The sequence below is a fragment of the Cellulomonas pakistanensis genome (assembly GCF_016862755.1).
In the GTDB taxonomy this organism is placed as follows: Bacteria; Actinomycetota; Actinomycetes; order Actinomycetales; family Cellulomonadaceae; genus Cellulomonas; species Cellulomonas pakistanensis.
This window is the reverse complement of record NZ_BONO01000001.1, coordinates 28201-52073: the sequence shown is the minus strand read 5'-3', so window position 1 is coordinate 52073 and position 23873 is coordinate 28201. Positions and strand designations below refer to the sequence as shown.

22 protein-coding genes and 1 riboswitch are annotated in these 23873 nt (G+C 76.2%); of the genes, 6 read left to right on the top strand and 16 right to left on the bottom strand.

The genetic code is table 11. The features are described from left to right. Nucleotides 1-27: 27 nt before the first annotated feature. Nucleotides 28-441, bottom strand: coding sequence for an ATP-binding protein (locus Cpa01nite_RS00255; protein WP_203666725.1), 414 nt, complete (start codon nucleotides 439-441; stop codon nucleotides 28-30). Between the two features lie 89 nt (nucleotides 442-530). Beyond that, nucleotides 531-1856 (bottom strand): hemolysin family protein, encoded by a 1326-nt coding sequence (locus Cpa01nite_RS00250; RefSeq protein ID WP_203666724.1) that lies wholly within the window; start codon nucleotides 1854-1856, stop codon nucleotides 531-533. A 298-nt stretch (nucleotides 1857-2154) separates the two neighbouring features. Here Cpa01nite_RS00250 and Cpa01nite_RS00245 point away from each other — a divergent pair, with 298 nt between their 5' ends. Both Cpa01nite_RS00245 and Cpa01nite_RS00240 read left to right on the top strand, forming a co-directional pair. Continuing rightward, nucleotides 2155-4122, top strand: coding sequence for a penicillin-binding transpeptidase domain-containing protein (locus Cpa01nite_RS00245; protein WP_239068407.1), 1968 nt, complete (start codon nucleotides 2155-2157; stop codon nucleotides 4120-4122). Nucleotides 4123-4331: 209 nt separating this feature from the next. Next, nucleotides 4332-4407: riboswitch (cyclic di-GMP riboswitch) on the top strand. Nucleotides 4408-4420: 13 nt separating this feature from the next. After that, complete coding sequence (locus Cpa01nite_RS00240) at nucleotides 4421-4591, top strand: hypothetical protein (RefSeq protein ID WP_203666723.1); 171 nt, start codon at nucleotides 4421-4423, stop codon at nucleotides 4589-4591. Nucleotides 4592-4686: 95 nt separating this feature from the next. Here Cpa01nite_RS00240 and Cpa01nite_RS00235 read toward each other — a convergent pair whose 3' ends face one another. Then, entirely contained in the window at nucleotides 4687-7221 is a 2535-nt protein-coding gene (locus tag Cpa01nite_RS00235; RefSeq protein ID WP_203666722.1) for a flippase-like domain-containing protein, read from the bottom strand. Between the two features lie 189 nt (nucleotides 7222-7410). Here Cpa01nite_RS00235 and Cpa01nite_RS00230 point away from each other — a divergent pair, with 189 nt between their 5' ends. Next, nucleotides 7411-8058 (top strand): HdeD family acid-resistance protein, encoded by a 648-nt coding sequence (locus Cpa01nite_RS00230; protein WP_239068406.1) that lies wholly within the window; start codon nucleotides 7411-7413, stop codon nucleotides 8056-8058. Between the two features lie 12 nt (nucleotides 8059-8070). Here Cpa01nite_RS00230 and Cpa01nite_RS00225 read toward each other — a convergent pair whose 3' ends face one another. After that, nucleotides 8071-8895: a CPBP family intramembrane glutamic endopeptidase gene (locus tag Cpa01nite_RS00225; protein WP_203666913.1), complete on the bottom strand. Its 825-nt coding sequence runs from the start codon at nucleotides 8893-8895 to the stop codon at nucleotides 8071-8073. Nucleotides 8896-9151: 256 nt separating this feature from the next. On the opposite strand from Cpa01nite_RS00225, the gene Cpa01nite_RS00220 reads away from it, so the two are divergent. Beyond that, nucleotides 9152-10111, top strand: a complete 960-nt coding sequence (locus Cpa01nite_RS00220) for an ABC transporter ATP-binding protein (protein WP_203666721.1) — start codon at nucleotides 9152-9154, stop codon at nucleotides 10109-10111. Next, nucleotides 10108-10908, top strand: coding sequence for an ABC transporter permease (locus Cpa01nite_RS00215; RefSeq protein WP_203666720.1), 801 nt, complete (start codon nucleotides 10108-10110; stop codon nucleotides 10906-10908). The genes Cpa01nite_RS00220 and Cpa01nite_RS00215 overlap by 4 nt, the downstream gene beginning before the upstream one ends. A gap of 127 nt (nucleotides 10909-11035) precedes the next feature. Here the strand turns inward: Cpa01nite_RS00215 and Cpa01nite_RS00210 are convergent, their stop codons facing one another. From Cpa01nite_RS00210 to Cpa01nite_RS00160, 11 genes are all read right to left on the bottom strand, one after another. Next, nucleotides 11036-11791 carry a copper homeostasis protein CutC gene (locus Cpa01nite_RS00210; RefSeq protein ID WP_203666719.1) on the bottom strand — a complete coding sequence of 252 codons (756 nt, stop codon included), beginning with the start codon at nucleotides 11789-11791 and terminating at the stop codon, nucleotides 11036-11038. A 92-nt stretch (nucleotides 11792-11883) separates the two neighbouring features. Next, complete coding sequence (locus tag Cpa01nite_RS00205) at nucleotides 11884-14415, bottom strand: heavy metal translocating P-type ATPase (RefSeq protein ID WP_203666912.1); 2532 nt, start codon at nucleotides 14413-14415, stop codon at nucleotides 11884-11886. A gap of 74 nt (nucleotides 14416-14489) precedes the next feature. Beyond that, entirely contained in the window at nucleotides 14490-14723 is a 234-nt protein-coding gene (locus Cpa01nite_RS00200) for a heavy-metal-associated domain-containing protein (protein ID WP_203666718.1), read from the bottom strand. A gap of 31 nt (nucleotides 14724-14754) precedes the next feature. Then, complete coding sequence (locus tag Cpa01nite_RS00195) at nucleotides 14755-15036, bottom strand: metal-sensitive transcriptional regulator (RefSeq protein ID WP_203666717.1); 282 nt, start codon at nucleotides 15034-15036, stop codon at nucleotides 14755-14757. Between the two features lie 111 nt (nucleotides 15037-15147). Next, complete coding sequence (locus Cpa01nite_RS00190; protein ID WP_203666716.1) at nucleotides 15148-15390, bottom strand: type II toxin-antitoxin system Phd/YefM family antitoxin; 243 nt, start codon at nucleotides 15388-15390, stop codon at nucleotides 15148-15150. A gap of 414 nt (nucleotides 15391-15804) precedes the next feature. Further along, complete coding sequence (fni, locus tag Cpa01nite_RS00185) at nucleotides 15805-16968, bottom strand: type 2 isopentenyl-diphosphate Delta-isomerase (RefSeq protein WP_239068405.1); 1164 nt, start codon at nucleotides 16966-16968, stop codon at nucleotides 15805-15807. Continuing rightward, on the bottom strand, nucleotides 16965-18113 hold the full coding sequence (locus Cpa01nite_RS00180; RefSeq protein WP_203666715.1) for a phosphomevalonate kinase: 1149 nt from the start codon (nucleotides 18111-18113) through the stop codon (nucleotides 16965-16967). Before Cpa01nite_RS00180 ends, fni begins: the two co-directional genes overlap by 4 nt. Continuing rightward, nucleotides 18110-19105, bottom strand: a complete 996-nt coding sequence (mvaD, locus tag Cpa01nite_RS00175; RefSeq protein ID WP_203666714.1) for a diphosphomevalonate decarboxylase — start codon at nucleotides 19103-19105, stop codon at nucleotides 18110-18112. Before mvaD ends, Cpa01nite_RS00180 begins: the two co-directional genes overlap by 4 nt. Then, on the bottom strand, nucleotides 19102-20124 hold the full coding sequence (gene mvk / locus Cpa01nite_RS00170) for a mevalonate kinase (protein WP_203666713.1): 1023 nt from the start codon (nucleotides 20122-20124) through the stop codon (nucleotides 19102-19104). Before mvk ends, mvaD begins: the two co-directional genes overlap by 4 nt. Continuing rightward, nucleotides 20121-21473 carry a tripartite tricarboxylate transporter permease gene (locus Cpa01nite_RS00165; RefSeq protein WP_203666712.1) on the bottom strand — a complete coding sequence of 451 codons (1353 nt, stop codon included), beginning with the start codon at nucleotides 21471-21473 and terminating at the stop codon, nucleotides 20121-20123. The genes mvk and Cpa01nite_RS00165 overlap by 4 nt, the downstream gene beginning before the upstream one ends. Before the next feature lie 72 nt (nucleotides 21474-21545). After that, nucleotides 21546-21806, bottom strand: coding sequence for a hypothetical protein (locus tag Cpa01nite_RS00160; protein WP_203666711.1), 261 nt, complete (start codon nucleotides 21804-21806; stop codon nucleotides 21546-21548). Nucleotides 21807-22033: 227 nt separating this feature from the next. Here Cpa01nite_RS00160 and Cpa01nite_RS00155 point away from each other — a divergent pair, with 227 nt between their 5' ends. Next, nucleotides 22034-22927, top strand: a complete 894-nt coding sequence (locus Cpa01nite_RS00155; RefSeq protein WP_203666710.1) for an SDR family oxidoreductase — start codon at nucleotides 22034-22036, stop codon at nucleotides 22925-22927. Between the two features lie 138 nt (nucleotides 22928-23065). Here the strand turns inward: Cpa01nite_RS00155 and Cpa01nite_RS00150 are convergent, their stop codons facing one another. Continuing rightward, nucleotides 23066-23809 (bottom strand): uracil-DNA glycosylase, encoded by a 744-nt coding sequence (locus Cpa01nite_RS00150; protein ID WP_275406174.1) that lies wholly within the window; start codon nucleotides 23807-23809, stop codon nucleotides 23066-23068. Nucleotides 23810-23873: the final 64 nt, after the last annotated feature.

The window sequence follows — 23873 nt, the reverse complement described above, 5'->3', positions numbered from 1 at the left end:
CCCACCGCGGGCGGTGTCGCCGGAGCGTCAGGCGGTGAGCGCGTGCCCCCGCGCGGCCACCGGCATCTCGAACCAGACCGTCTTGCCGACGCCCGGGTGCAGGTCGATGCCCCACGCGCTCGCGAGCGCGTCGACGAGCCGCATCCCGTGCCCGCCGATCCGCCGGGCGTTGCCGGGCCTCACGAGCGGGAGCGTCGGGTCGGGGTCGGTCACCTCGACCCGGACGCAGTCGTGGTGGCACTCCGCGGTGAGCGCGATGTGCCGGTGCGCGCGGGTGTGCACGACGGCGTTGGTCAGAATCTCGCTGGTCAGCAGCTCGACCGTACGGGCGGCCTCGTCGCTGGCGTGCGCGAGCACGGCCTCGTGCGCCGCCCAGCGGCGGCCCGTGGCGACGGAGCCGGGCTCCGGGTCGAGGACGAGGCGGTGCGGTCGACGAACCACGCGCGCCCTCCCTCCTGTCGGTGCCTCTTCCCGGCGGGTGCCACAAGGGTGGGGCAGGGCGCGCGACGGCGCATCCCGGGGGAGCCGGATCACCCGGTCTCGCCGGCGGGCCGGGCCGCGGGCGCACCCGGCTCCTCCGGCGGCGGCACCACGCGGACCCGGGCGATGCGCCGCCCGTCGACCGCGGTGATCTCGACCCGGTGCCCGTCGACCTCGACCGCGTCGCCGACCTGACCGAGCCGGCCCAGCCGCGCGATGACGAACCCGGCGACCGTCTCGTACGGCCCGTCCGCGAGCGGCACCCCGGTCAGCTCGGTGAACTCCTCGATGGTGATGCCCGCGTCGTACGACCCGGCGACGCCCTCGCGGGCCTCGGCGCCGGACGACCCGGGCATGTCGTACTCGTCGCGGATGTCCCCGACGAGCTCCTCGACCAGGTCCTCCAGCGTGACGATCCCGTCGGTGCCGCCGTACTCGTCGACGACCACGGCGATGTGCACGCCCTCGCGGCGCATCGACGACAGCGACGGCAGCAGCTTGTTGGTGCCGGGCAGGACGACGATCTCCCGCATGCAGTCCCGGACCCGCACGGTGTCCCGGTCGGGGTGCTCGAGCAGCTCGCGGATGTGCAGGAAGCCGAGGACGTCGTCGAAGTCCTCGCCGATGACCGGGTACCGCGACCACGGCTGCTCCCGGACGCGGTCGTGCGCCTCGGCCAGCGTGAGGTCGGCCTCGAGGAAGTGCACCTCGCCGCGCGGCCGCATCACCTCGGCGACGGAGCGGTCGGTGGCCTCGAAGACGTCGCCGAGGATGCGGCGCTCGTCCTCGGGCAGACCCTGGTGCGCGATGACGAGGTCGCGGAGCTCCGCCTCGGACATCTCCTCGCTCGTGGCGTGCGGGTCGCCGCCGAACAGCCGGACCAGCAGGTTGGTCGACGTCGAGAGCAGCCAGATGACCGGGCGCATGAGCGTGGCGAACCGGTCGAGCGGCGGCGCGACGGCGACGGCGACCCTGGCCGACTGCTGCAGCGCGATGCGCTTGGGCACCAGCTCGCCGAGCACCAGCGACAGGTAGGCGATGACGAGCGTCAGGACGATCAGCGCGATCGTGCCCGCGAGGCCCTCGGACACCCCGAGCGCCTCGATCGCCGGGGCGAAGTCGGGCGCGATCGTCGAGGCGCCGTACGCCGCGGAGAAGAAGCCGGCGACCGTGACGCCGATCTGCACGGCCGCGAGGAACCGGTTCGGGTCGCGGGCGACCGACGCCACCCGCGCGCCGCGGGCGCTCTGCCGCTCGAGCCGGTTGATCTGGCTCTCCCGCAGCGAGACGAGCGCGATCTCCGTCCCGGCGAACACGCCGCCGATCAGGATGAAGAGCAGGACGAGGCCGATGTTGCCCCAGGTCTCGGCGTCCATCAGCGGCGGCCCCCCGTCCGTCCGGCGCGGGCGGCGTGGCCGGAGCGCGGGCGGGTGCGGGCTCGCCGCACGGGACTACAGGGGTGGTCGGGAGGCGACATCGCTCCATTCCAGAGGCGGTCCGGGCTGGCGTCAACCGCTGGCGGCGGCGGACGGGCGCGCACACCGCGCGCACAGCACGTCCGCGGACCCGACCCTCGGAACCGCCCGTCCGTGCTGCTCAGGGTCCCTAGGCTGACCCTGCCCGCGGCACGCGGGCACCGCAGCGGGACGACGAGGTGAGGCGAGGGTGGGGACCGTGGTCGCAGGGGGCATCCGGGAGGCGCGCGTGCGAGGACGGGCGGGCGCCCGGGTGCGGCGACCGCTCGCCGGGGCGGTCGCGCTGGCGCTCGTCGGCGTGCTCGCCGCGTGCACCGGCGGCGGGGACGACGGCCAGGACGCCGCCGACGCGCTGGCCGCCGCGATCGCGTCCGGTGACTTCGCGGACGTGCCGCTGGAGGGCGCCACCGCGGCGGAGGCGGGGGACGCGCGCACCGCGGCCTACGAGGGCCTGGACCCGTGGGCTCCCGAGGTCGCGGCGGGCGACGTGGTCGCCGCCGAGGGCGACGACGCCGCCGCCTCCGTCGAGCTGAGCTTCACCTGGGACGTCGGCAGCAGCACGACCGCGTGGACGTACACGACGCACGCGAACCTGGCGCGGGTGGACGACGAGTGGCGCGCCCGGTGGTCGCCGATGGTGCTCGCCCCCGACCTGGCCGCCGGCGAGGCGCTGCAGGTGCGGCGGGTGCAGGCGGAGCGCGCGCAGGTGCTGGGGCAGGGCGACGCGGTGATCGTGGAGTCCCGGCCGGTGTCCCGGGTCGGCATCGACAAGACCCGGGTCGCGACGGCGGAGGCGGACGCGGCGGCGCGCGGCCTCGCGACCGCGCTCCGGATCGACCCCGAGGCGTACGCCGCCCAGGTGGCCGCGGCGGGGGAGAAGGCGTTCGTCGAGGCGATCGTCGTCCGCGAGGGCGACCCGGTCTACGACGTGGCGGCGCTGTCCGCGCTGCCCGGCGTCAACGCGGTGAGCGCGACGCTGCCCCTCGCGCCGACCCGCGCGTTCGCGCGCCCGGTGCTGGGCACGGTCGGGCAGGCGACCGCGGAGATCGTCGAGGAGTCCGACGGCGCCGTCGTCGGTGGTGACCTCACCGGGCTGAGCGGCCTGCAGGCGCAGTTCGACGCGCAGCTGCGTGGCGAGCCCGGCCTGACGGTCGTCGCCACCGCGGGCGGCGCCCAGGAGCGCGAGCTGTTCCACGTGGAACCGCTCGTGGGGCAGCCGCTGCGCACGACGCTCGACCCGGCGGTGCAGCAGGCGGCCGAGGACGTCGTCGCGACCCAGCCGGACGTCGCGAGCGCGGTCGTGGCGATCCGGCCGTCCACCGGCGACGTCCTCGCGGTGGCGAGCGGCGCGGGCGGCGGCGGCATGTCGACGGCGACCCTGGGCCTGTACGCGCCGGGGTCGACGTTCAAGGTGGCGTCCTCGCTGGCGCTGCTGCGCGCCGGGCTCACTCCGGACAGCACCGTGACCTGCCCGGAGACCGCGACGGTCGAGGGGCGCACCTTCCAGAACTACCCGGGCTACCCGGCGGAGGCGCTCGGCGACATCCCGCTGCGGACGGCGCTGGCCGAGTCGTGCAACACCGCGTTCCTCACGGCGGCCGGCCAGGCGCCGCAGGAGCAGCTCGCGGCGGCCGCGGCGGCCCTCGGGCTCGTGCCGGGCGCCGACCTCGGCTTCGCCGCGACGCTCGGCGAGGTGCCGGCGGAGGCCACGGGCGGCACGGACCACGCCGCGTCGATGATCGGCCAGGGCCGGGTGCAGGCCACGCCCCTGGGCATGGCGACGGTCGCCGCGTCGGTGGCGCACGGCGCACGGGTCACCCCGCGGCTCGTGCTCGGCGCCGACGAGGCGACCGCGGCCCCGTCGGCGGCGGCGGACGCCGCGCCGCTCACCGCGCCCGAGGCCGAGGCGCTCCGGGCGATGATGCGGGCCGTGGTGACGGAGGGCGGCGGCGACTTCCTGCAGGACGTGCCGGGCGCCGAGGTGATCGCGAAGTCCGGCACCGCGCAGTACGGGTCCGGCGAGGAGCTCGCGAACCACGCGTGGATGATCGCCGCGCAGGGCGACCTGGCGGTCGCGGTGTTCGTCGAGACCGGCGAGTTCGGGTCGACGACCTCGGGCCCGCTCCTGGAGCAGCTCCTGCGGGCGGTCGCGGTCCCGGCCGCCTGACCGCGGGTGCCGGGGGTCCGACGGCGGCCCCGGGCCCGGTCGCGGGCCGGCCGCGGCCTGACCTGCGCGTTCGCGCCCGAGCGGCGGGTCGCGCGCGGCGGGCGCGATATGTCCGCTTTAGCCAGAGTGGGTGAATTGCGCGATCTGTGCCGAAGTTTCCTGTGCGACCCCTTCCGCTCGGCCCGGCCGCGGGCCTACAGTCGCCGTGTCAGCGACAAGGGCAAACCCTCCGCGAGGAGGGGACGCAAAGCCACGGGACCCCCGCAGGTCAGCCGGGCTGCCGAACGAAGGATCTGCCATGGAACAGCGCGGCTTCTACGAGCCTGCCGAGCGTGAGGGCTCCGACCTCCGCTCCGACGTGACGGGGCGCACCGCGACCCGCCTGTCCTCCTGGTCCCGCATCGCGGCGACCCTCGCGACGCACGGGGCGCTGGTCCCCGCGCAGCGCGAGTGCACCTCCGCCTCCTGATCGCACGCCTCCCGGGCGCCCGCGCCGCTGCGCGCAGGGCGCCCGTCGGCGTGCCCGCGGGTCCGCGCCCGGGCGCGCGGGGGGGTCGGCGCGGGTCAGAGCTCGCCGACGCGCTGCAGGTAGCGCATCGACGCCCAGCCGACGGGGATCCGCAGCCAGTACGTCAGCACCCGGAACAGCACGGCGACGGACGTCGCGACGCCGGGGTTCACCCCGACGACCGTGAGCGCGCCCGCCAGCGCGATCTCGGTCGTGCCGATGCCGCCGGGGGTGGGGGCGATCGACCCGGCGGTGTTGCCGGCCAGGTAGACGATCGCCACCTGCACCAGCGACAGGTCCTGGCCGAACGCGCGCAGGCACACCTCGAACGCGAGCACGTACCCGAACGTCGTCAGCACGTTGCCGGCCAGGCCGAGGGCCAGCCGCCACGGCTGGCCGACCACCTCGATGAGCCGCGGCCAGGTCTGCTGCAGCGTCGGCAGGGTCTTGGCCGACACCCACTGCCGCACCTTCGGGACCAGCATCGCGGCGCCCGCGATCGCCGCGAGCACGCCGACCACGATCACCACGGTCGGGGACACGGTGAACCGCTCGAGCTGGTTGGTGCCCGACGCCACCGACAGCACCAGGAGCAGCAGCAGCGTCACGATGAACTGGGCGACCTGCACCAGCGCGACCGTCGCGGTCGCGAGCGAGCCGGAGGTGCCGCGGCGGGTGAGCAGGCGCAGGTTGAGCGCGGCCGGCCCGATGCCCGCGGGGGCGGCCAGGGCCACGAACGTCGCCGCCGACTGGGCGACCGACGCCCGCCAGAGCGAGAGCTTCACCGGGGAGAACGCCACCAGCGACAGCGCCGCCCCGAACAGCGTCGCCATGCCGAGCAGGAACGCGAGCACGCTGAGGCGCCAGTCCGTGGTCTGCAGCGCGTCGAGGATGGTCTGCAGGTTGATCGACGTCAGCAGGATGATGACGGCGGCGGTGGTCAGCAGGATGGTGAGCACCGTGCGCGCGCCGAACCGGATGAGCTGCTCGGGCTGGACGTCGGCCTCGGGCAGCCGGGCGACCAGCGCGGACCGGAGCTCGGCCAGCACCTCCTTGTGCTTGCGCAGCTCCTCGCGGGTGCGGCGGGGGAGGGTGATCGTCTGCAGCAGCGGGCCGATCGCCGCGATGTCGGCCTCGGGCAGCACCGCGACCGCGGACTCCAGCGCCCGCGCCGGGCCGACCCGGAGCGCGAGCAGGGCGACCATCTGGGTGCGGTCCATGCGCTGCGCGAGGTCGGAGGAGGCGACGTCGCCCTGCTCCCAGCCGACCAGCCAGACCGTCGGGTCGTCCGGGCCGTCGGCGACCAGGATCACGTCGCTGGTCAGCGCCCGGTGCGCGAGCCCGGCCTCGTGCGCGCAGCCCAGCTGCGCCCAGATCGCGCGCAGCACGTCGTCGGAGATGTCGTCGGCCTCGAGGTCGGCGAGCGGGGTCGCCGCCGGGACCGGGTCCTGGACCAGGATCATCGACGAGTCGGCCTCGGCGATGCCCCGGATGGCGGGGGTCCGGACGCCCGCGGCGGTCGCCGTGTAGGACAGCAGGGCGGCGCGCTCGGCGGCCTGGCGCAGCGACACCACCGACCGGCCGTCCAGGCCGCGCAGCCGGAGCGAGCGCCACAGCCGGCTGAGGAAGCCGATCACCTGCCGGTCGCCGTCGAGCACCAGGACGTCGAGGGTGCGGCCGTCCTCGGTGGTCATGCCGTACGCGCGGTGGTCGGCGTACCGGACGGCGGCGCGGGCGCCGGCGCTGCCCAGGGTGCGGGTCGGCGCGGGGCGGCCCTCCGCGGCATCCTCGTCCGGGACCCGCACGAGGACCCCCGGGTGCCAGCCGGCGCGGCGCACGCCCGCGACGAGGCTCGCGCCGTACGCCCGCTCGGAGCGGACGCCGGACAGGTACCGCACGGCCAGGCCGGTGGCGCGGCCGATGAGCAGCGCCACCGCGACGCCCGGCAGCGAGACGCTGGTGGTGATGACCATGACGCCGACCGCGACCCACACGAGGTTCCAGGACCACGCGACGGTCCGGCGCCGGGTCCGCGGGCCGGTCGCGGTCAGCAGCCCCGCGATCAGGGCGATGTACGGCGGGATGGTGAGGGTGAGCTCGCCGCCGAGCCGGACCGACAGGCCGCTGACCAGCTGGTCGGAGCCCAGGTGCTCGATCAGCCACCCGACGCTCGACGCCGTGAGGACCGCGGCGATCGCCGCGATCGACGCCTCGACCATCTGCCGGCCGAGCCGGCGCACGGCCAGCTCGACGAGCACGGCCACGGGCACCAGGAAGGTGACGACCGTCTCCAGCAGGGCGACCGGGACGACCAGCAGCTGACGGAGCAGGGAGGCGAAGCCCTGCACGTCCTCGGCGACGCCGGTCGTCGTGTTGTGCGCGTACGTCGCCAGCACCATGACCGCGACCGCGCCGAGCAGGCTGAGCACGACGCCGAGCAGGTCGCTCGGGTGGTGCACCCGCACCTCGGGGGTGTCGACGACCTGCGGACGCAGCAGGCCGTCCGACGGGGGCGCCGCGGTGCGCCCGGCCGCGGCGGGCCCGTCGGGTCGACCGGGCGCCGCCGGCGCGCTGGTCGAGGCGTCGGGCATGGTGGCGAGTCTAGGCAGCGCGAGTCGCTCGGGAAGGCCCCTGCGTGCTCCGTCGCGCGGATTCCGTCCCCGAGGATGACGCCCCGCGGGCGGCGTCTCCGTCGCGAGGATGACGCCCGCGGTCTAGCGTGACCGGCAGGGACGCCGCCGGACGGCTGCGGCCGCTGCTCGAGGACCGGGGAGGCGCGCGTGGCGCAGGACGTGCAGGGACGGGTCGCGGCGGCGCTGCGCTCGGTGTGGTGGCTGCCGGTGCTCCGCGGCGTGCTGATGATCGTGCTCGGCCTCCTGCTGCTGGTCGAGCCGCTCGGCACGCTCGTGGCGCTCGTGTGGGTGTTCGGCGTGTTCGCCGTCGTCGACGGGGCGGTCGTGCTGCTCCAGGCGCTGCTGGCGCGCGGCCGGCCCGGGTTCGGCTGGCTGGTGGCCGAGGGCCTGGTGAGCATCGGGTTCGGCGCGCTCATCATGCTGTGGCCCGACGTCACCGCGCTGACCCTGTTCTACCTGCTCGCGCTCTGGGTGCTCGTGCTCGGCGTCACGGCCGTGATCGTCGCGGTGACGCAGTACCGGGCCCGCGACCTGGCCTGGTCCGCGACGCTGGTGTTCGGCCTCGTCGGGTTCCTGTTCGGGCTGCTGCTCGCCATCAAGCCCCAGGGCACCGTCGAGGTGATCCTCACCGTGTACGGGCTGTTCGCGTTCGTCGCCGGCGTCGTCATGCTGGTGGGCGGGTTCGCGACGCGGTCGCTGAGCCGGCAGCTCGCCGCGGACGGGCGGGCCGGGGGCCCGCGCCCGGCGGGGTCGGGGCCGGCGGCGTCCGGACCGGCGGCGTCGACCGGGGTCTGACCCGGGCCGCGGTCAGCGGATGCCGAGCGCCTCGCGCCACGCCGCGGGGATCAGCGCGTACCCGACGAACGCCACGACGTCGAGCACCGTGTGCGCGACGACGAGCGGCATCGTGCGCCGCCGCCGGCGGTAGTACTCGGCGAACACCAGGCCCATGACGACGTTCCCGACGAACGGCCCGATGCCCTGGTACAGGTGGTACGAGCCGCGCAGCACCGCGCTGGTCACGAGGATCGCCGGGGTCCGCCAGCGCAGCTCGCGCAGCCGCTCCATGAGGTAGCCGACCACGATCACCTCCTCGAGCAGCGCGTTCTGCAGCGCCGACAGGACCAGCACCGGCACGGTCCACCACGCGGCGTTCAGCGCGGCGGCCTGGACCTCGACGGTGATCCCGACCGCCCGGCCCACCGCGTACAGGGCGAGGCCGGGCAGCCCGATGAGCGCGGCCAGGCCGAACCCGACCCCGAGGTCCCGGCCGGGGCGCGACCCGTCGAGGCCGATGCGGCGGGCGGCGCTGCGCCCGTTCGCGGACAGCAGGAACAGCGCGAGGGCGACCGGCACCAGCGCGAACCCGATCGACAGCAGCTGGTAGGTCAGGTCGAGGTAGGGCCGGGCGGACCGGCTGGCGTTGAGCGTGGCGCTCTGCGAGGCGAGCGGGGTGCCCGCCGTCAGCCGGGCGGCGATGTTGACCACCGCGTACACGGCGGACTGCCCGAGCGACAGGCCGAGGACGATCCAGATCTCCGCGGTCAGCCGGCGCCGGCGGGCGCGCTCGGAGACGGGCGGCGCACCGCCCGGCGTCGGGCCGGCGACCTCGACGCCGGCCGGCGGGGGCACTCCGGGTGTCGCGGGTGCGGGCGCGTCGGGGGTCGCGGCGGTCGCGGGTCGGCTCGGGTCGCGGGCGGTCACGCCCGGCAGCGTAGGCCCGGCGGCTGACCGTCGCCTGGACGCCGGCTGTGGCGCCGGACTTGTGCGGGGGAGCCCGGCTGGTCCAGGTTGTCAGGGCGGCCGCGCGCGCGGCTCGCCGCGTGCACCGACCGAGGAGCCCCATGTCCCGCAGCACCGCCCCCGCCGAGCCACGTGGGCGAGCCCGGTGACCGCCCCGGTCGTCGAGCTGGACCGCGTCACCCGCCGGTACGGCGAGGTCGTCGCCCTGGACGACGTGTCGCTGTCCGTCGGGGAGGGCGAGCTGGTCGGGCTGCTCGGGCCGAACGGCGCCGGCAAGTCGACGCTGCTGTCGCTCGTGAACGGGGTGCGGCGGCCGGACGCCGGCACGGTGCGGCTGATGGGCCGCGACCCGCGCGAGCCCGCGGCGCGCGCGGGCCTCGGCACCACGCCGCAGGAGACCGGGCTGCCGGCGACGCTGCGGGTCGGCGAGGTGGTCGACCTGGTCGCCGGGCACTACGCCGACCCGATGCCGCGGGGCGAGGTGCTCGAGCGGTTCGGGCTCGGCGACCTCGCGCGGCGGCAGACCGGCGGGCTCTCGGGCGGGCAGCGGCGCCGGCTCGCGGTGGCGCTGTCCCTGGTCGGCCGGCCGCGGGTCGTGCTGCTCGACGAGCCGACCACCGGCCTGGACGTCGACGCCCGGCACACCCTGTGGGACGCGCTGCGCGACTACCAGTCCGGCGGCGCGACCGTGATCGTCACGAGCCACTACCTCGAGGAGATCGAGGCGCTCGCCCGCCGGGTGGTCGTGGTCGGCTCCGGCCGGGTGCTCGCCGACGACGACCTGCCCGCCGTCCTGGCGATGGCGGCCGCGCGGCGGGTGCTGGTCGAGGTGCCGGAGAGCGAGGAGGCCCGCCTGCACGCGCTGCCCGGGGTGCTGGACGTCCGGCGGGAGGGGCGGCGCACGGTGCTGCTCGCCCCGGACGCCGACGCGGTGGTCCGCGCGCTGGTGCGCGACGACGTGCCGTTCCGCGACCTGGAGGTGCGCGGCGCCTCGCTCGAGGAGGCGTTCCTCGCGCTCACGTCCGGGACGCCGGGCGCGCCCGCCGCGTCCGGCGCTCCCGGCGCCGCGCCCACGCCCGCCACGACCGACGGGGAGCCCCGATGACCGCTGCCACCCCCTCCGCGCCCGCGACCCGCGCCGCCGGGACGCGGTCCTGGCTGGCGCTGGCCCTGCTGCACACCCGGTTCCAGCTCCTGGAGTCGGTGCGCGTGCCGATCGCGGTGATCGGCAACCTGCTGTTCCCGTCGCTGGCGCTGCTGTTCTTCGTCGTGCCGCAGCCCGCGGTCGCGGAGCACCCGCTGGCGTCGGTGGCGGCGGTCGCCCAGCTCGGCACGTTCGCGGTGATGTCGGCGTGCCTGTTCACGCTCGGCGCGGGCGTCTCCGAGGACCGGCAGCTCGCGTTCGACCCGTACGTCCGCACCCTGCCCGCCGGGGCGGGACCGCGGCTCGCCGGGCGGGTGGTGAACGCGATCGTGTTCTGCCTCGGCGCTCAGGTGCCGGTGGTCCTGATCGCCGTGCTGCTCACCGCGGCGTCGACCAGCCCCGCGCGGTTCCTCGGCGGGATCGCGATGGTGCCGGTCGTGGCTGTGCCGTTCACCCTGCTCGGCCTGGCGATCGGGTACGCGATGTCGGCGAAGGCCGCGATCGCGGTCGTGCAGGCGGTGCTGTTCCCGCTGGCGTTCGCGGGCGGGCTGTTCCTGCCGCCCGAGGCCTTCCCGTCCTGGCTCGACGCCCTCTCGCAGGCGCTGCCGTCCCGGGCCGCGCGCGACCTGGTCGTGCAGGTGACGACCGGGATCGAGGGGTCGGCGTGGGCGCTGCCGGTGCTGCTCGCGTGGACGGCGCTGTTCGCGGCGCTCGCGGTGCTGGCCTACCGCCGCGACGAGGGCCGCCGGTTCCGCTGAGGCGCGGCCGCCGCGCCCGCCGCGCCCGCCGCGCCCGCCGCGTCGAGGTCCGGGGTTCCGCCCGAGGTCGTCGGTTCCGCCGGGGTCGCGGTGGCCGCGACCGACGACCTCGCGGCGCGACCCGCCGTCAGGCCCGGGTCAGGGCGGCCGCCGCCTCCGCCACCAGGTCCGGGTCCGTGACCGTGTGGCCGCCCGCCGAGCCGCCGCCGCCCGGGCCACCGTCGCCGGCGACCGCGCGGCTCGCGGACAGGTGCACCGCGTCGACGCCGGCCGCCACGAGGGCGCCGACGTCGACCGGCCGCACGCCGCCGCCGGCCATGACCTGCACGGCGCCCGCCGTGTGCTGCACCATCGCCGCGAGCCGCGGGACGCCGTCGATGCTGCGCGCCGCCCCGCCGGAGGTCAGCACGCGGGTCACCCCGGCCGCCGCCAGGGCGTCCAGCACGGCGAGCGGGTCCGCCACCGCGTCGACCGCGCGGTGGAACGTGACCTCGCGCCCGTCCGCCGCGGCGACGAGGGCGGCGAGCGCCGGCTCGTCCACGCGCCCGTCCGCGGTCAGCGGGCCGACCACGACGCCGTCGACGCCTTGCGCCACGGCCGCCCGGACGTCCCGGACCTGCACGTCGAGCTCGTCGGCGTCGTAGACGAACGACCCGGGCCTCGGCCGCACGAGCACGTGGATCCCGGTCGGGGCGGCGCCGTCGGCCGCGCGGGCCTCGCGCTCCGCGACCAGCGCCGCCAGCAGGCCGGCGCCCGGGGTCAGGCCGCCCGTCGCGGCGAGCGCGGCGCACACCTCGGTGCGTGCGGCGCCGGCGTCGGCGGCGACCCGGTAGCCCGCCAGGTCCTGCACGGCGATCTCGAGGACGGGACGGGACGCGGGCACGGGCTGCTCCTTCGCGGCGGAGGGGACGACGGACGCCCCGACGCTAGCGCGCCGGGGCGTCCGTCCTGCGGTGCGGCGGGCGGACCCGCCGGTCAGGCGAACCGGCGCAGGCGGAGCGAGTTCGCCACGACCAGCACCGACGAGAAGGCCATCGCCGCGCCCGCGATCATCGGGTTCAGCAGGCCGAGCGCCGCGAGCGGGATCGCCGCGACGTTGTAGGCGAACGCCCAGAACAGGTTCTGCTGGATGACCCGGAGCGTGCGCCGGGACAGCCGGACCGCCTGGGGCGCCGACCCCAGGTCGCCCCGGACCAGCGTCACGTCGGCGGCCTCGATGGCCACGTCGGTGCCGGTGCCCATCGCGAGCCCGAGGTCCGCGGTGGCCAGCGCCGCAGCGTCGTTCACGCCGTCGCCGACCATCGCGACCCGCCGGCCCTCGGACTGCAGCCGCCGGACGACGTCCACCTTGTCGGCGGGCAGCACCTCGGCCACGACGTCCTCCTCGGCGATGCCGACCGCCCGGGCGACCGCGCGCGCCGCACCGGCGTTGTCACCGGTCAGCAGCACGGGCCGCAGGCCGAGGGCCCGCAGCTCCTCGACCGCCCGGCGCGAGCCGTCCTTGACCGGGTCGCGCAGCACGAGCACGCCGCGGGCGGCGCCGTCCCACGCGACCAGCACGGCGGTGGCGCCGTCGGCCTCGGCGGCGGCGAACCGCACGGCGAGGTCGTCGTCCGCGGGCACGCCCTGCTCGGCGAGCCAGGCCGGGCGGCCGACGAGCACGCGGCGCGCCAGCCCCACCCCGGCGTGCGCCGCGCGGACCACGCCGCTGACGCCACGGCCGGCCTCGGCCCGGAACTCGTGCACCTGGTCGGTGCCGATCCCGACGCCGTCCCCGCCGACGCCCGCCGCCTCCGGGGCGAGCCCCGCGGCGGCCTCGGCGACCGCGCGGGCGATCGGGTGCTCGGCGAGCGCCTCGACGGCGCCGGCGTACCGCAGCACCTCGCGCTGCGCGGCGGTGCGGGCCGGGTCCTCGCCGTCCGCCGCGGCCCCGGCGGCGTCCGCCTCGCCCGGGACGAGCACGCCGACGAGCGCCATCCGGCCCTCGGTCACCGTGCCGGTCTTGTCGAGCACGACGGAGTCGACGGTGCGGGTCTGCTCGAGGATCTCCGGGCCCTTGATCAGGACGCCGAGCTGGGCGCCGCGGCCGGTGCCGACGAGCAGCGCCGTCGGGGTGGCCAGGCCGAGGGCGCAGGGGCAGGCGATGATCAGCACCGCGACCGCGGCGGTGAACGCCGCCTGCGCCGAGCCGCCGGTCAGCAGCCAGACCGCGAGCGTGCCCACGGCCAGCACCAGCACGACCGGGACGAACACGGCCGAGATCCGGTCGGCGAGCCGCTGCACGGGGGCCTTGCCGGTCTGCGCGGCGGCGACCAGCCGGCCGATCTGGGCCAGCCGGGTGTCGTCGCCGACGCGGGTCGCGCGGACGACCAGGTGGCCGCCCGTGTTGATCGTCGCACCGGTGACCTCGTCGCCCGGGCCGACGTCGACGGGCACGGGCTCGCCGGTCAGCAGGCTGGTGTCGACGGCGCTGGTGCCGGAGAGGACGACGCCGTCTGTGGCGACCTTCTCGCCCGGGCGCACGGAGAACTCGTCGCCGGCACGCAGCCGGTCGACGGGCACGCGCTGCTCGGCGCGACGGCCGTCGGGGCCCGTGACCAGCAGCGCCACGTCCTTCGCGCCCAGGTCGAGCAGCGCCCGCAGGGCGTCGCCCGCGCGCCGGCGCGAGCGGTGCTCGGCGTACCGACCGGCGAGCAGGAAGGTCGTGACGACGGCCGCGACCTCGAAGTACAGCTCGGGCATGTGCGTGCCCATGCCGTCGTCGGCCGCCGGCCAGAGCGTCGGCTCCATCGTCATGCCGAGCGCGCCGGCGCCGCCGAGCAGCAGCGCCCACAGCGACCAGCCGGTCGCCGCGACGATGCCGATCGACACGAGGGTGTCCATGGTGGACGCGCCGTGCCGGGCCGCGCGGACGGCCGCGCGGTGGAACGGCCACGCGGCCCAGGTGGCCACGGGCAGCGCGAGCGCCGCCACCAGCCACTGCCAGCCGCGGAACTGCCACGCGGGCACCATCGAGAGCAGCAGCACCGGCACCGTGAGGACGGCCGCGACCCGCAGCCGGCGCCGCAGGTCGGCACCGCGCGCGTCGGTCGGCGCGGAGGTGTCCTCGTCCGGGTCCATCTCGTGCCCCGGCGCCATGCTGTGGCCGGACAGCGCGTGCTCGGTCGGGTCCGTGCCGGGCATCCCGTGCCCGGCGTGGTCGAGCGCGGTCCGCGCCCCGGTGCTGTGCGCGGCGCCGGCGTGCCCCGGGCGCTCGCCCGGCTCGGAGGGCGCCACGGGTGCCGACGACGCGACGGGCTCGGCGAGGTCGCGCCGGCCGGTGACCGTCGCGTCGTAGCCGGCCGCGCGCACGGCGGCGACCAGTGCGTCGACGTCCGGCGTGCTGCCGTCCTCGGCGGGGACGACCTCGACGTGCGCGCTCTCGAGCGCCAGGTTCACGGTCGCGCGGGCACCCGGGACGCGGTTCAGCCGCTTCTCCACGCGGGCGACGCAGGAGGCGCAGGTCATGCCCTCGACGGCCAGGTCGACCGTGCCGACCGGCGCGACGGGCAGGGCGGCGGTGGTGCGCGGGTCGTCGGCTGTCACAGCAGCGACTTCCGGGGCGTGACGGCGTAGCCGGCCTCGTCGACCGCCGCGCTGATCGCGTCGTCGGCGAGCGGGCCGTCGGAGGTGACGGTGACGGGCGACGAGCCGCCGGCGACCAGGTCGACGCGGACGTCGGTGACGCCGGGCAGCGCGGTGAGCTCCTCGGTGACGTGGCGGACGCAGTTGCCGCAGGTCATGCCGTCGACGGAGAAGGTGGTGGTCTGGCTCACGGCGGTGTTCCTCTCGCGGTGCGGGTGGTGGTCAGGAGCGGACGAGCCGGGCGATCGCCTCGGAGGCCTCGCGGACCTTCTCGGCGCCGGCCTCCGGCGACTGCCGGGCGGCGTCCACGACGCAGTGGCCGAGGTGGTCCTCGACGAGCCCGATGCTCACGGCCTGCAGCGCCTTGGTGACCGCGGCGACCTGGGTGAGCACGTCGATGCAGTACACGTCCTCGTCCACCATGCGCGCGATGCCGCGCACCTGCCCCTCGATGCGCTTGAGGCGCTTGAGGTAGTCGTCCTTGTCGCCGCTGTAGCCGTGCACGTCTGCTCCCTCCGGGCGAGGCACGAACGTGCCCCGTCACCCGCACAACGCTATACCCCCTGGGGGTATTCCGACGTGGGACGGAGATCCCGGGTCTGCGCGCGTACCCCGCTACGGCTCGGGGTGCGAGCGGATCCGGGCGGCCCACTCGTCGAGCGTCTCGACCTCGCGGGCGCCGGGGTCCTGCTCGAGCCTGCGGAGCAGCCGGAAGTCGTCGACGCCGATCAGCACCGCGACGAGCTCGTTGTACCGCCACAGCCCCACGCGGCCGCCGCCGAACGCCACCTCGTTGACCATCGAGGCGAGGCCGGACCGGAACTCCCGCGCGGTCACTTCCTTCGTGATCGTCTCCATGCCCTCGACGCTAGGCCGCCGCGAGGGCGGATCGACCGTCGTCCCCAGGTCGGGTTCGCGGGCGGGCGCACGACCGCGCGCTGCACGACGCTCCCGGCGTCCCCGGCGTCCCCTGCCTCCTCGGCGTCTCCAAGCAGGGCCGACGTGTACACCGTGTCACTCAGCGGGGCACGAGTTCTTCCTGGGCATGCGTACACCGAGTACCCCAGGGACGCGGCGTACGCATGCTCGGACGGAAGTCCTCCCATCGCCGAGGGACACGGTGTACACGTGCTGGAGAAGAACTCCCGGTCCGCCGAGGTACGCGGTGTCCACGTGCTCGAGAAGAACTCCGGGTCCGCCGAGGGACACGGTGTCCATGTTCTCGAGAAGAGCTCCGGGTACGCCGAGGACGCGGTGGCGGGAGCCGGGTGCCTACAGGCCGCTGCGGCGGGCGAAGGACGCCGCGTCGACGCCCCGCAGCTCGCAGAACTCCCGGACGGGCCCGGTGACCAGCAGGTCGACCCGGCGCAGGTCGGTCACCGTGCGGGCACCGAGCAGGGTCATGATGTCCCCGACCTGGGTCAGCCACGACTCGATGCGGGCGACCAGGGCGGCCTCGCCGTCGGTGAGCAGCGTGCGCAGGAAGCCGCCCGCGACGCCGACCGCGGTGGCACCCAGCGCCAGCGCCCGCACCACGTCGAGCGGGTTCCGGACGCCGCCGGACGCGAGCAGGTCGACGCCGTCGACCGACGACGCGTCCAGCAGGCCCTCGACGGCCGACTGGCCCCACGACGCCAGGTAGTCCATGCCGCCGTCGGTGCGGCGGGCGGACTCGATCGCGGTGAAGTCGGTGCCGCCGCGGCCGGACACGTCGACGGCCGCCACGCCGAGGTCGCGCAGGCGCTCGACGGTGCCGCGGCTCATGCCCGCGCCGACCTCCTTGACGACGACAGGAACGCCGGCGCCGTCGACGATCGCGGCGATGTTGTCCGCCCAGCGCGTGAAGTCGCGGTCGCCCTCCGGCATGACGATCTCCTGCGCCGGGTTCACGTGCACCTGCAGGGCGTCCGCGCCGAGGATCTCGACCGACCTGCGCGCCTGGGCGGGCGTGAGGTTGGCGTTGACGTTCGCCAGCACGAAGCCGTCCGGGTTGAGGTCGCGCAGCACCCGGAACGACGGGATCGCCGCCGGCTCGCGGTGCAGGATGCCGGTCGACCCCGAGCCGATCGGCACGCCGGTCTCGCGGGCGGCCAGCGCCAGCGCGCGGTTGATCGTCGCCGTGTGGGCGGTGCCGCCGGTCATGCCGTTGATGTAGAGCGGCACGGTCCAGTCGAGCACCCGGCCCGTCGTGCGCAGCGACACCTGCGACCGGTCGCCCGCGGCGAGCGGGTGGTTCATCGGCCGGACGTGGTCGAAGTCGCTCGGGCCGGGCTCGGCGTGCTGCGCGACGGCCAGGCGGACGTGGTCGTCCTTGCGGCGCGCGTCCTGCTCGGCCGGCGTCGTCGGGTCGGTGCCCGCCGCCTCGGAGGCGGCCGCGGCCGCGCCGGGCCCGACCGGCTGGTCCTGCGCCGACAGGGGCGCGTCGCCGGCGGTCACGAGGCGTCCCCGGCGTCGCACGGCTGCTGCACCCGGAGCGACAGGTGCCGCACGTCGGACAGCGCCCAGTCCCGCAGCATCGGCTCGAGGTCGGTGTCGGCGTCGACGAGCACGATGCCGCAGTCGCCGCCGCCCGCGCCGGACGACTTGGCCGCGGCCCCGACGCTCTCGGCCGTCTCGCACAGCGCGCGCAGCGCGGGCGTCTCGATGTCGACGCCGGCGGCGCGCGCCAGCGAGGTCAGCAGGCCGCGCGCGCGGTGGATCTGCGCCTTCGCCGCGGCGGCGTCGTCGCGCTCGATCGCGTCGGCCAGCGCGTCCACGCACTCCCGGGACGCGGCGAGGAAGTCGGGGTAGTGCGCCTCGGCGGCACCCTTGCGCGACTGCATGCGCTCGACCAGCCGGGTGGTCGACGCCGGCACCCCGGTCCAGCCGACGACCAGCCGCATGGTGCCCGGGGTCGGCAGCCGGCGGACGGACAGCCCCGGCCAGTCGGCCTCGAGCAGCGCGGTGAGCGGGCGCACGGCCCCGGACGCCTGCGCGGCGGCCTGCGCCGAGCGGAGCCACTCGCGGTCCAGCGCGGCGTACCGGATCCACCCGCCGTACAGGCTCGCCGCGACGTCGCCGCCGGAGCCCATCGGGTTCACCGCGACGGTCGCCAGCAGCGCCAGGCGCAGCAGCCGCTCGGTGGGCAGGTCGAGCGCGTAGAACCGGTCGAGCGCGCGGACGGTCGCGGCGGTCACCGCGGCCGACGAGCCCAGGCCGAACTTCCGGCCGGACTGGTCGTCGAGCTCGGAGGTGATCGTGATGTCGTAGAAGCCGAGCTCGCGGCCCTGCTCGGCGGCGAACCGCTCCACGACGTCGATGGCGGCGAGCACGTAGTCGAACGGGCGGCTGTCGTGGTCGAGCACGACCCGGCCGCCGTCGCGGCGCCAGACGACCGGCAGCCGGCCGTACTGGTCGGACGCGATCGAGCCGGCGCCCTCGGCGCGCGCCAGCCGCACGGTGACGTGCCGGTCGACGGCGACGAGCACGGCGGGGTACCCGGCCTCGACGACGGCGTACTCGCCGGCGACGAACAGCTTGCCGGGGGCGCTGACCTCGATCGGGGCCGCGGGGGGCGCGACGGGCCCGGCAGCGGCGGTCATGCGGCACCCCCGGCGGTCACGCGCAGGTCCGGCCCGGGTCGCGCCGTCACGACGCGGCGGGTGCCGCCCTCGGAGAGCGCCTCGGCGACGGCGGGCAGGTCGCGCCCCGCGCACAGCACCTTGACGTTCGGGCCGGCGTCGATCGTCGCCCAGCAGGGCAGGCCGTCCGCCCGCAGCGCCTGCACCTGGTCCAGCACGCCGACCGTGTGCGCGGTCCAGTACCGGACCGGCGGGCGGGCGCCGAGCATCGTGGCGTGCATCCGCAGGGCGTTCGACTCGGCGAGCGCCCCGAGCGTCGGCAGGTCGCCGGCGCGCACGGCGTCGAGCATCAGGGCGACGTCGACCTCCGTCGACTCCGTCCAGGACGGGAAGAACGGCGACGTCTCGACGGTGCGGCGCATGGCCTCGCGGGACGAGATCGACTTGGGGCCGGCGTCCAGCACGACCACGGCCATCGCGGGGTCGAGCGGGCCGCCCGCCTCGCCGCCGGGCACGGGCTCCGCGAACGACGAGGCGTCGTCGGTGCCGGCGTGCCAGACGACCAGGCCGCCGAACACCGAGCGAGCCGCGGAGCCGGAGCCGCGGCGGGCCAGCCGGGACAGCGCGCGCGGGTCGAGGTCCAGGCCGTAGGCGGCGGCCGCGGCCCCGGCCAGCGCGGCGAACCCGCTCGCGGACGACGCCAGTCCCGCGCCGGTCGGCACGGTGGACACCGAGTCGACGGACGCGTGCAGCGACGACCCGGCCAGCGACCGCACCAGGTCGAGGAACCGGCGGACGCGCACGACCTCGCCGTCGGACATCGGGCGGCCGTCGAGCGTCCCCGTGTCCTCGCCGGCGTCGGGGTCGGGCGTCACGGTCGTGGTGGCGTGGAACGCGTCGAGCGTGAGCGACAGGCTGGACGTCGCGGGCAGCGCCAGCGCCTCGTCCCGCTTGCCCCAGTACTTGGCGAGCGCGATGTTCGCGTGCGCGACGGCGGTCGCGGAGTCAGTCATGCGAGGGGCACCTGGGCGGAGGGGGCGGCGGGGCGCCGCGCGTCGGTCCGGTGCAGCCACGTGCGCGCCGCTCCCGCGCGGCGCAGGGCAGCGGCGATCGTACCAGCGGAGGCCGCGTCGGCCGCGAGGGCGAGCATGCATCCGCCCTGGCCACCGCCCGTGAGCTTGGCGCCGAGCGCGCCCGCCGCGAGGGCCGCGCCGACCAGCCGGTCGAGCTCCGGGGACGAGACGCCGAGCTCCGCGAGGGCTCCGTGCGCGCGGGTCATCCGCGCCCCGAGCTCCGCGGGACGGTCGAGCGCCAGGTCGTCGACCACGTCCCGGGTGATCGCGCCGAGCTCCGCGATCAGCTCCGTGCCGCGCGCCGGGTGCCGGTCCCGGAACGAGCGGACGTCGGCGACCGCGACGCGGGTCCGCCCGTGCACGCCGGTGTCGGCGACCACGAGGTGCGCGCGCAGGGCGAGGTCGAGCGGCCGGATCTCGCCGGCCTGGAACCACACCGGCTCGGTCGAGGCGGTGGTGCGGGCGTCCAGGCCGCTCGGGTTGCCGTGCGCGACCCGCTCGCCGACCTGGACGAGGTCGAAGTGCTCCTGGGCCGTGAGGGTGCGCCCGGCGAGGTCGGCCAGCGCGAGCGCGAGCGCCCCGGCGGTGGCGGCGCTCGACCCGAGGCCGCGGGCGGCGGGGATGGTCGACTCGGTCGAGAGCACGACGTCGCGGTGCGGCAGCCCGAGGTGGTCGAGCGTCGCCTCGACGGCGGCGACCGGGGCGGCGAGCTGCTCGGGGGCGTCGGACAGCGCGCCGGAGTACAGCACGGACTCGAGCGTCAGCGGGCCCTCCTCGCGGCGGGCGACGGCGCGCATCGGCAGGCTCGCGAGCGGCAGCGCGATCGCGGGCTCGCCGTACACGACGGCGTGCTCGCCGACCAGGATCGCCTTCGCGCGGGTGTGCCCCGTCCCGGTGGCGCGCGGGGCGCCCGGGCCGGTGCTGCGCGGGTTCGAGCTCGAGATGGTCCGACTCCTCACATCAGGTGCGCCACGAACCACGGGGCCGCGTACAGCGACATGAACTGCACCCCGAAGTTGACGCCCAACCGGTTCAGCGTGCCGCAGGTCAGCCCGACCAGCAGCACGGCGAAGACGTTGACGAGCCCCGCGTCCAGGTAGGCGAGGAGCAGGACGAACACGACGAACAGCGCCAGCACGGCCTCGTGCGGCACGTAGCGGGTGACCAGCGCGGTGAGCCGGAACGAGTACCGGACCGCCAGCACGTACGACAGCACGAGCGCGAGCGCCCCGCCGACGACCACCGCGACCACGAACTGCGTCGTCGACAGCATGTGGTGCAGGTTGTCGTCGAGGGTGAGCACGGGCGGCGCGTTGAACAGCGCGTTGGCGGGGCCGACGGCGACGGGCGACAGCGGCAGCCCGACCGCCAGCAGCGGGATGATGACGCCCGCCAGGTAGGTCGAGTGCGCGAGCGCGGCCATCGACGTGACCGCCCGGGACGACCGCTGCACCGGCTCCTGCGCGCGGGCGCCGGACGCCTCGCCCATGAGGAGCGTGAGCGCGACGGGGCTGAGGAAGAACAGCGGCGTGGACGCGGCCGACACGGTGGCCGAGGTGCCGAGCTCGGCGCGGGTCAGCAGCCGGCGCGGGTTCAGCGGCGCGCCCCGCAGCTCCGACCGCGTGATGACGATCGGGGTGCGCCCGGCGCGCGGGAGCGCGGCGCGCAGCGTCGGGTTGAGCAGCGTCGCCAGGCTGAGCAGCAGCGGGCCGGCCGTGATCGACAGGAAGAACGACACCGTGATCGTGCCGTCCTCGGGCAGCACGCCGGTCTGCCGGTACAGCGCCTGCACGCCCTGGAACAGCAGGCCGAGCGGGATGATCGCCAGCAGCGAGAGCAGCTTGTTCTTCCCGATGAGCGCCAGGACGACCGCGCCGCCGACGAACAGCAGCGACCCGTACTCCCGGAGCTGGTCGGCGAACGGCGTGATCGCGCTCGCGATCAGCAGCGCCAGCGGCACCGAGACCAGCGTGCCGACCACCGAGCCCGCCGCCATCTTGCGGATCGTCTCCGCCGCGAGACCCTCCCGCTTGAGCAGCAGGGCGTGGTCGATCATCGGCGCGGACAGCACGCCGCCGGGCAGGCCGACCAGCGCGGTCGGGATCGAGTTCGTCAGGTTGAGCGTGACGACGGCGGCGATGAAGAACGCCAGCACGACCTGCGGGTCGGTGCCCGCGAGGACGAGCGCGAGCGTCACGGGCAGCAGCACCGACGTCTCGTCGGTGCCCGGGATGAACCCGATCAGCGTGTACAGCGCGACGGCCGCGAGGGCGGCGGCGACCATCGGCAGCAGCAGGGAGAGGTCCACGGAGGTCTTTCGGTGCGGGGCGCCCGTCCGGATGGGGGCGTCGTGGCGGCTGGCGCGGGGGGACGGGCGGCGTCAGGCCGGTGGCGGCCCCGCCTCGGTGTCCTCGTCGGCGACGATCCGCACGTCCCGCTTCGGCCGGACGAGCGCCATCGAGGCGCCGAAGCCGACCACGGCCCCGCCGAGGCCCCAGAAGAACTCCGAGGACCCGAGCGCGCGCCCGACGACGACCGCGGCGACCGTGGCCGCCGCCGTGACCGCGAGCGCGAGGACGAGGTCGCGCATCGACACGCGGTCGCCCCAGATCTCGACGTACTGCTCGTCGGCTTGGCTCACGTTCCTCCTCAGGTCCGGACCGCCACCCTAGGACCTCCCCTGCGGGGGGCCTGTGCGGCGGTTGTGCGCGCGACGTGGACGTGCGGGTCGGAGCGCGGGTGGCCGACGGCCACTGTGGGGTGACCGGCCCCGACGGGGCAACTCGGGACGACTCGCCGGGGGCCGACACGCCGACGGTTCACCCGCTCCGGTGGCGGTCGGCCGAACGGTGCGGACGATGGATGAGCATGAGCGACCAGACCACGCCCCAGGACCCGCAGACCCAGCACCCCGAGCCGGAGCAGCCGGCCCAGAACATCCCGCACCCCGGCCTCACGGACGACATGCGGCAGCAGCCCGACCACGGCGAGGAGTCGTACGTCGGTTCCGGCCGGCTTGAGGGCAAGCGCGCCCTCATCACCGGCGGCGACTCCGGCATCGGCCGCGCGGTCGCCCTCGCGTTCGCCCGGGAGGGCGCCGACGTCGCGATCGTCTACCTCCCCGACGAGGAGGAGGACGCGCAGGAGACGGTCCGGCTCGTCGAGGCCGCCGGCCGCCGCGCGCTCACCCTGCCCGGCGACATCCGGGACGAGGCGTTCTGCGCGCAGCTCGTCGAGCGCACCGTGTCCGAGCTCGGCGGTCTCGACGTGCTCGTGAACAACGCGGCGTACCAGATGGCCCAGGACGGCGGCCTGCTCGACCTCACGACCGAGCAGCTCGACCGCACGTTCAAGACGAACCTGTACGCGATGTTCTGGATCACCAAGGCCGCGCTGCCGCACCTCCAGCCGGGGTCGAGCATCATCAACACCACGTCGGTGCAGGCGTACGAGCCCAGCCCGCAGCTCATCGACTACGCGACGACCAAGGCCGGCATCCTCAACTTCACGAAGGCGTTGGCGCAGCAGGTCGCCGAGCAGGGGATCCGGGTCAACGCCGTGGCGCCCGGGCCGATCTGGACCCCGCTGATCCCCGCGACGATGCCGGAGGAGAAGGTGAAGGAGTTCGGCGCGGACACTCCGCTGGGCCGCGCGGGCCAGCCGGCCGAGCTCGCCCCGGCGTACGTCTTCTTCGCGAGCCAGGAGAGCAGCTACATCACGGGCGAGCGCATCGGCGTGACGGGCGGCCGCACGCTCGCCTGACCCCGGTCCGCCCGGCCCGACCGCGCGCCCGCCCGGCCGAGGTCGAGCGTTCCCGTCGAGGTCGAGGGTCTCCGACCGGCTCGCGCCGGGAAACCCTCGACCTCGGCGGCAGGCGGCAGGCGGCAGGCGGCGCCGGCGTCAGGCGGCGAGGGCGCGGGCGCGGAGCAGGACCGCGTCGAGCATGTCCGGGGTCAGGCGGCGGGTGAAGGTGTTCTGCTGGCTGACGTGGAAGCAGCCCAGCAGGGTCAGGCGCTCGCCCGTGCCCGGGCGGTCCAGCACGACCTCGGCGCCGTGGCCGAACCGCGGGCGCGGGCGCGGCACCGCCCAGCCCTGCTCGCCGAGCGTGCGGAGCAGCGCGTCCCAGCCGAACGCCCCGAGCACGAGCGCGACCCGCGGGCGCACGATCTCGAGCTCGCGCGCGAGCCACGGCCCGCAGCGGTGCCGCTCCTCGGGCAGCGGCTTGTTGTCCGGCGGCGCGCAGTGCACCGGCGCGGTGATCCGCACCCCGGTGAGCGTGAGCCCGTCGCCGGCGTGCACGGACGTCGGCTGCGACGCCATGCCGACGCGGTGCATCGCCGCGAACAGGAAGTCGCCGGAACGGTCGCCGGTGAACATCCGGCCCGTCCGGTTCGCGCCGTGCGCCGCGGGGGCCAGGCCGACGACCAGGACGCGCGCCTCGGGGTCGCCGAAGCCGGGCGCGGGCCGCGCCCAGTACTCCTGGTCCCGGTAGGCGGCGCGTTTCACCGTCGCGACGTGCTCCCGCCAGGCGACGAGCCGCGGGCAGGCGCGGCACTCGACGACGGCGCCGTCGAGCTCGGCCAGGTCCCGCGCGCCGGGCGCGGTGGCGGCGGGGAAGCCGGGGTCGTCGGGGAGTGCGGTCAACGTCAGTGCTCGCCGCGCGTCTCGGCGAGTAGCTGGTCGACCCGGCTTCCTGCGATCGGTTCCC

Coding starts and splice junctions, on each gene's coding strand:
- Cpa01nite_RS00250 (WP_203666724.1), bottom strand. CDS start 1,856: ATGGACGCCGAGACCTGGGGCAACATCGGCCTCGTCCTGCTCTTCATC.
- Cpa01nite_RS00240 (WP_203666723.1), top strand. CDS start 4,421: ATGGAACAGCGCGGCTTCTACGAGCCTGCCGAGCGTGAGGGCTCCGAC.
- Cpa01nite_RS00235 (WP_203666722.1), bottom strand. CDS start 7,221: ATGCCCGACGCCTCGACCAGCGCGCCGGCGGCGCCCGGTCGACCCGAC.
- Cpa01nite_RS00215 (WP_203666720.1), top strand. CDS start 10,108: ATGACCGCTGCCACCCCCTCCGCGCCCGCGACCCGCGCCGCCGGGACG.
- Cpa01nite_RS00205 (WP_203666912.1), bottom strand. CDS start 14,415: ATGACCTGCGCCTCCTGCGTCGCCCGCGTGGAGAAGCGGCTGAACCGC.
- Cpa01nite_RS00190 (WP_203666716.1), bottom strand. CDS start 15,390: ATGGAGACGATCACGAAGGAAGTGACCGCGCGGGAGTTCCGGTCCGGC.
- Cpa01nite_RS00180 (WP_203666715.1), bottom strand. CDS start 18,113: ATGACCGCCGCTGCCGGGCCCGTCGCGCCCCCCGCGGCCCCGATCGAG.
- mvaD (WP_203666714.1), bottom strand. CDS start 19,105: ATGACTGACTCCGCGACCGCCGTCGCGCACGCGAACATCGCGCTCGCC.
- Cpa01nite_RS00155 (WP_203666710.1), top strand. CDS start 22,034: ATGAGCGACCAGACCACGCCCCAGGACCCGCAGACCCAGCACCCCGAG.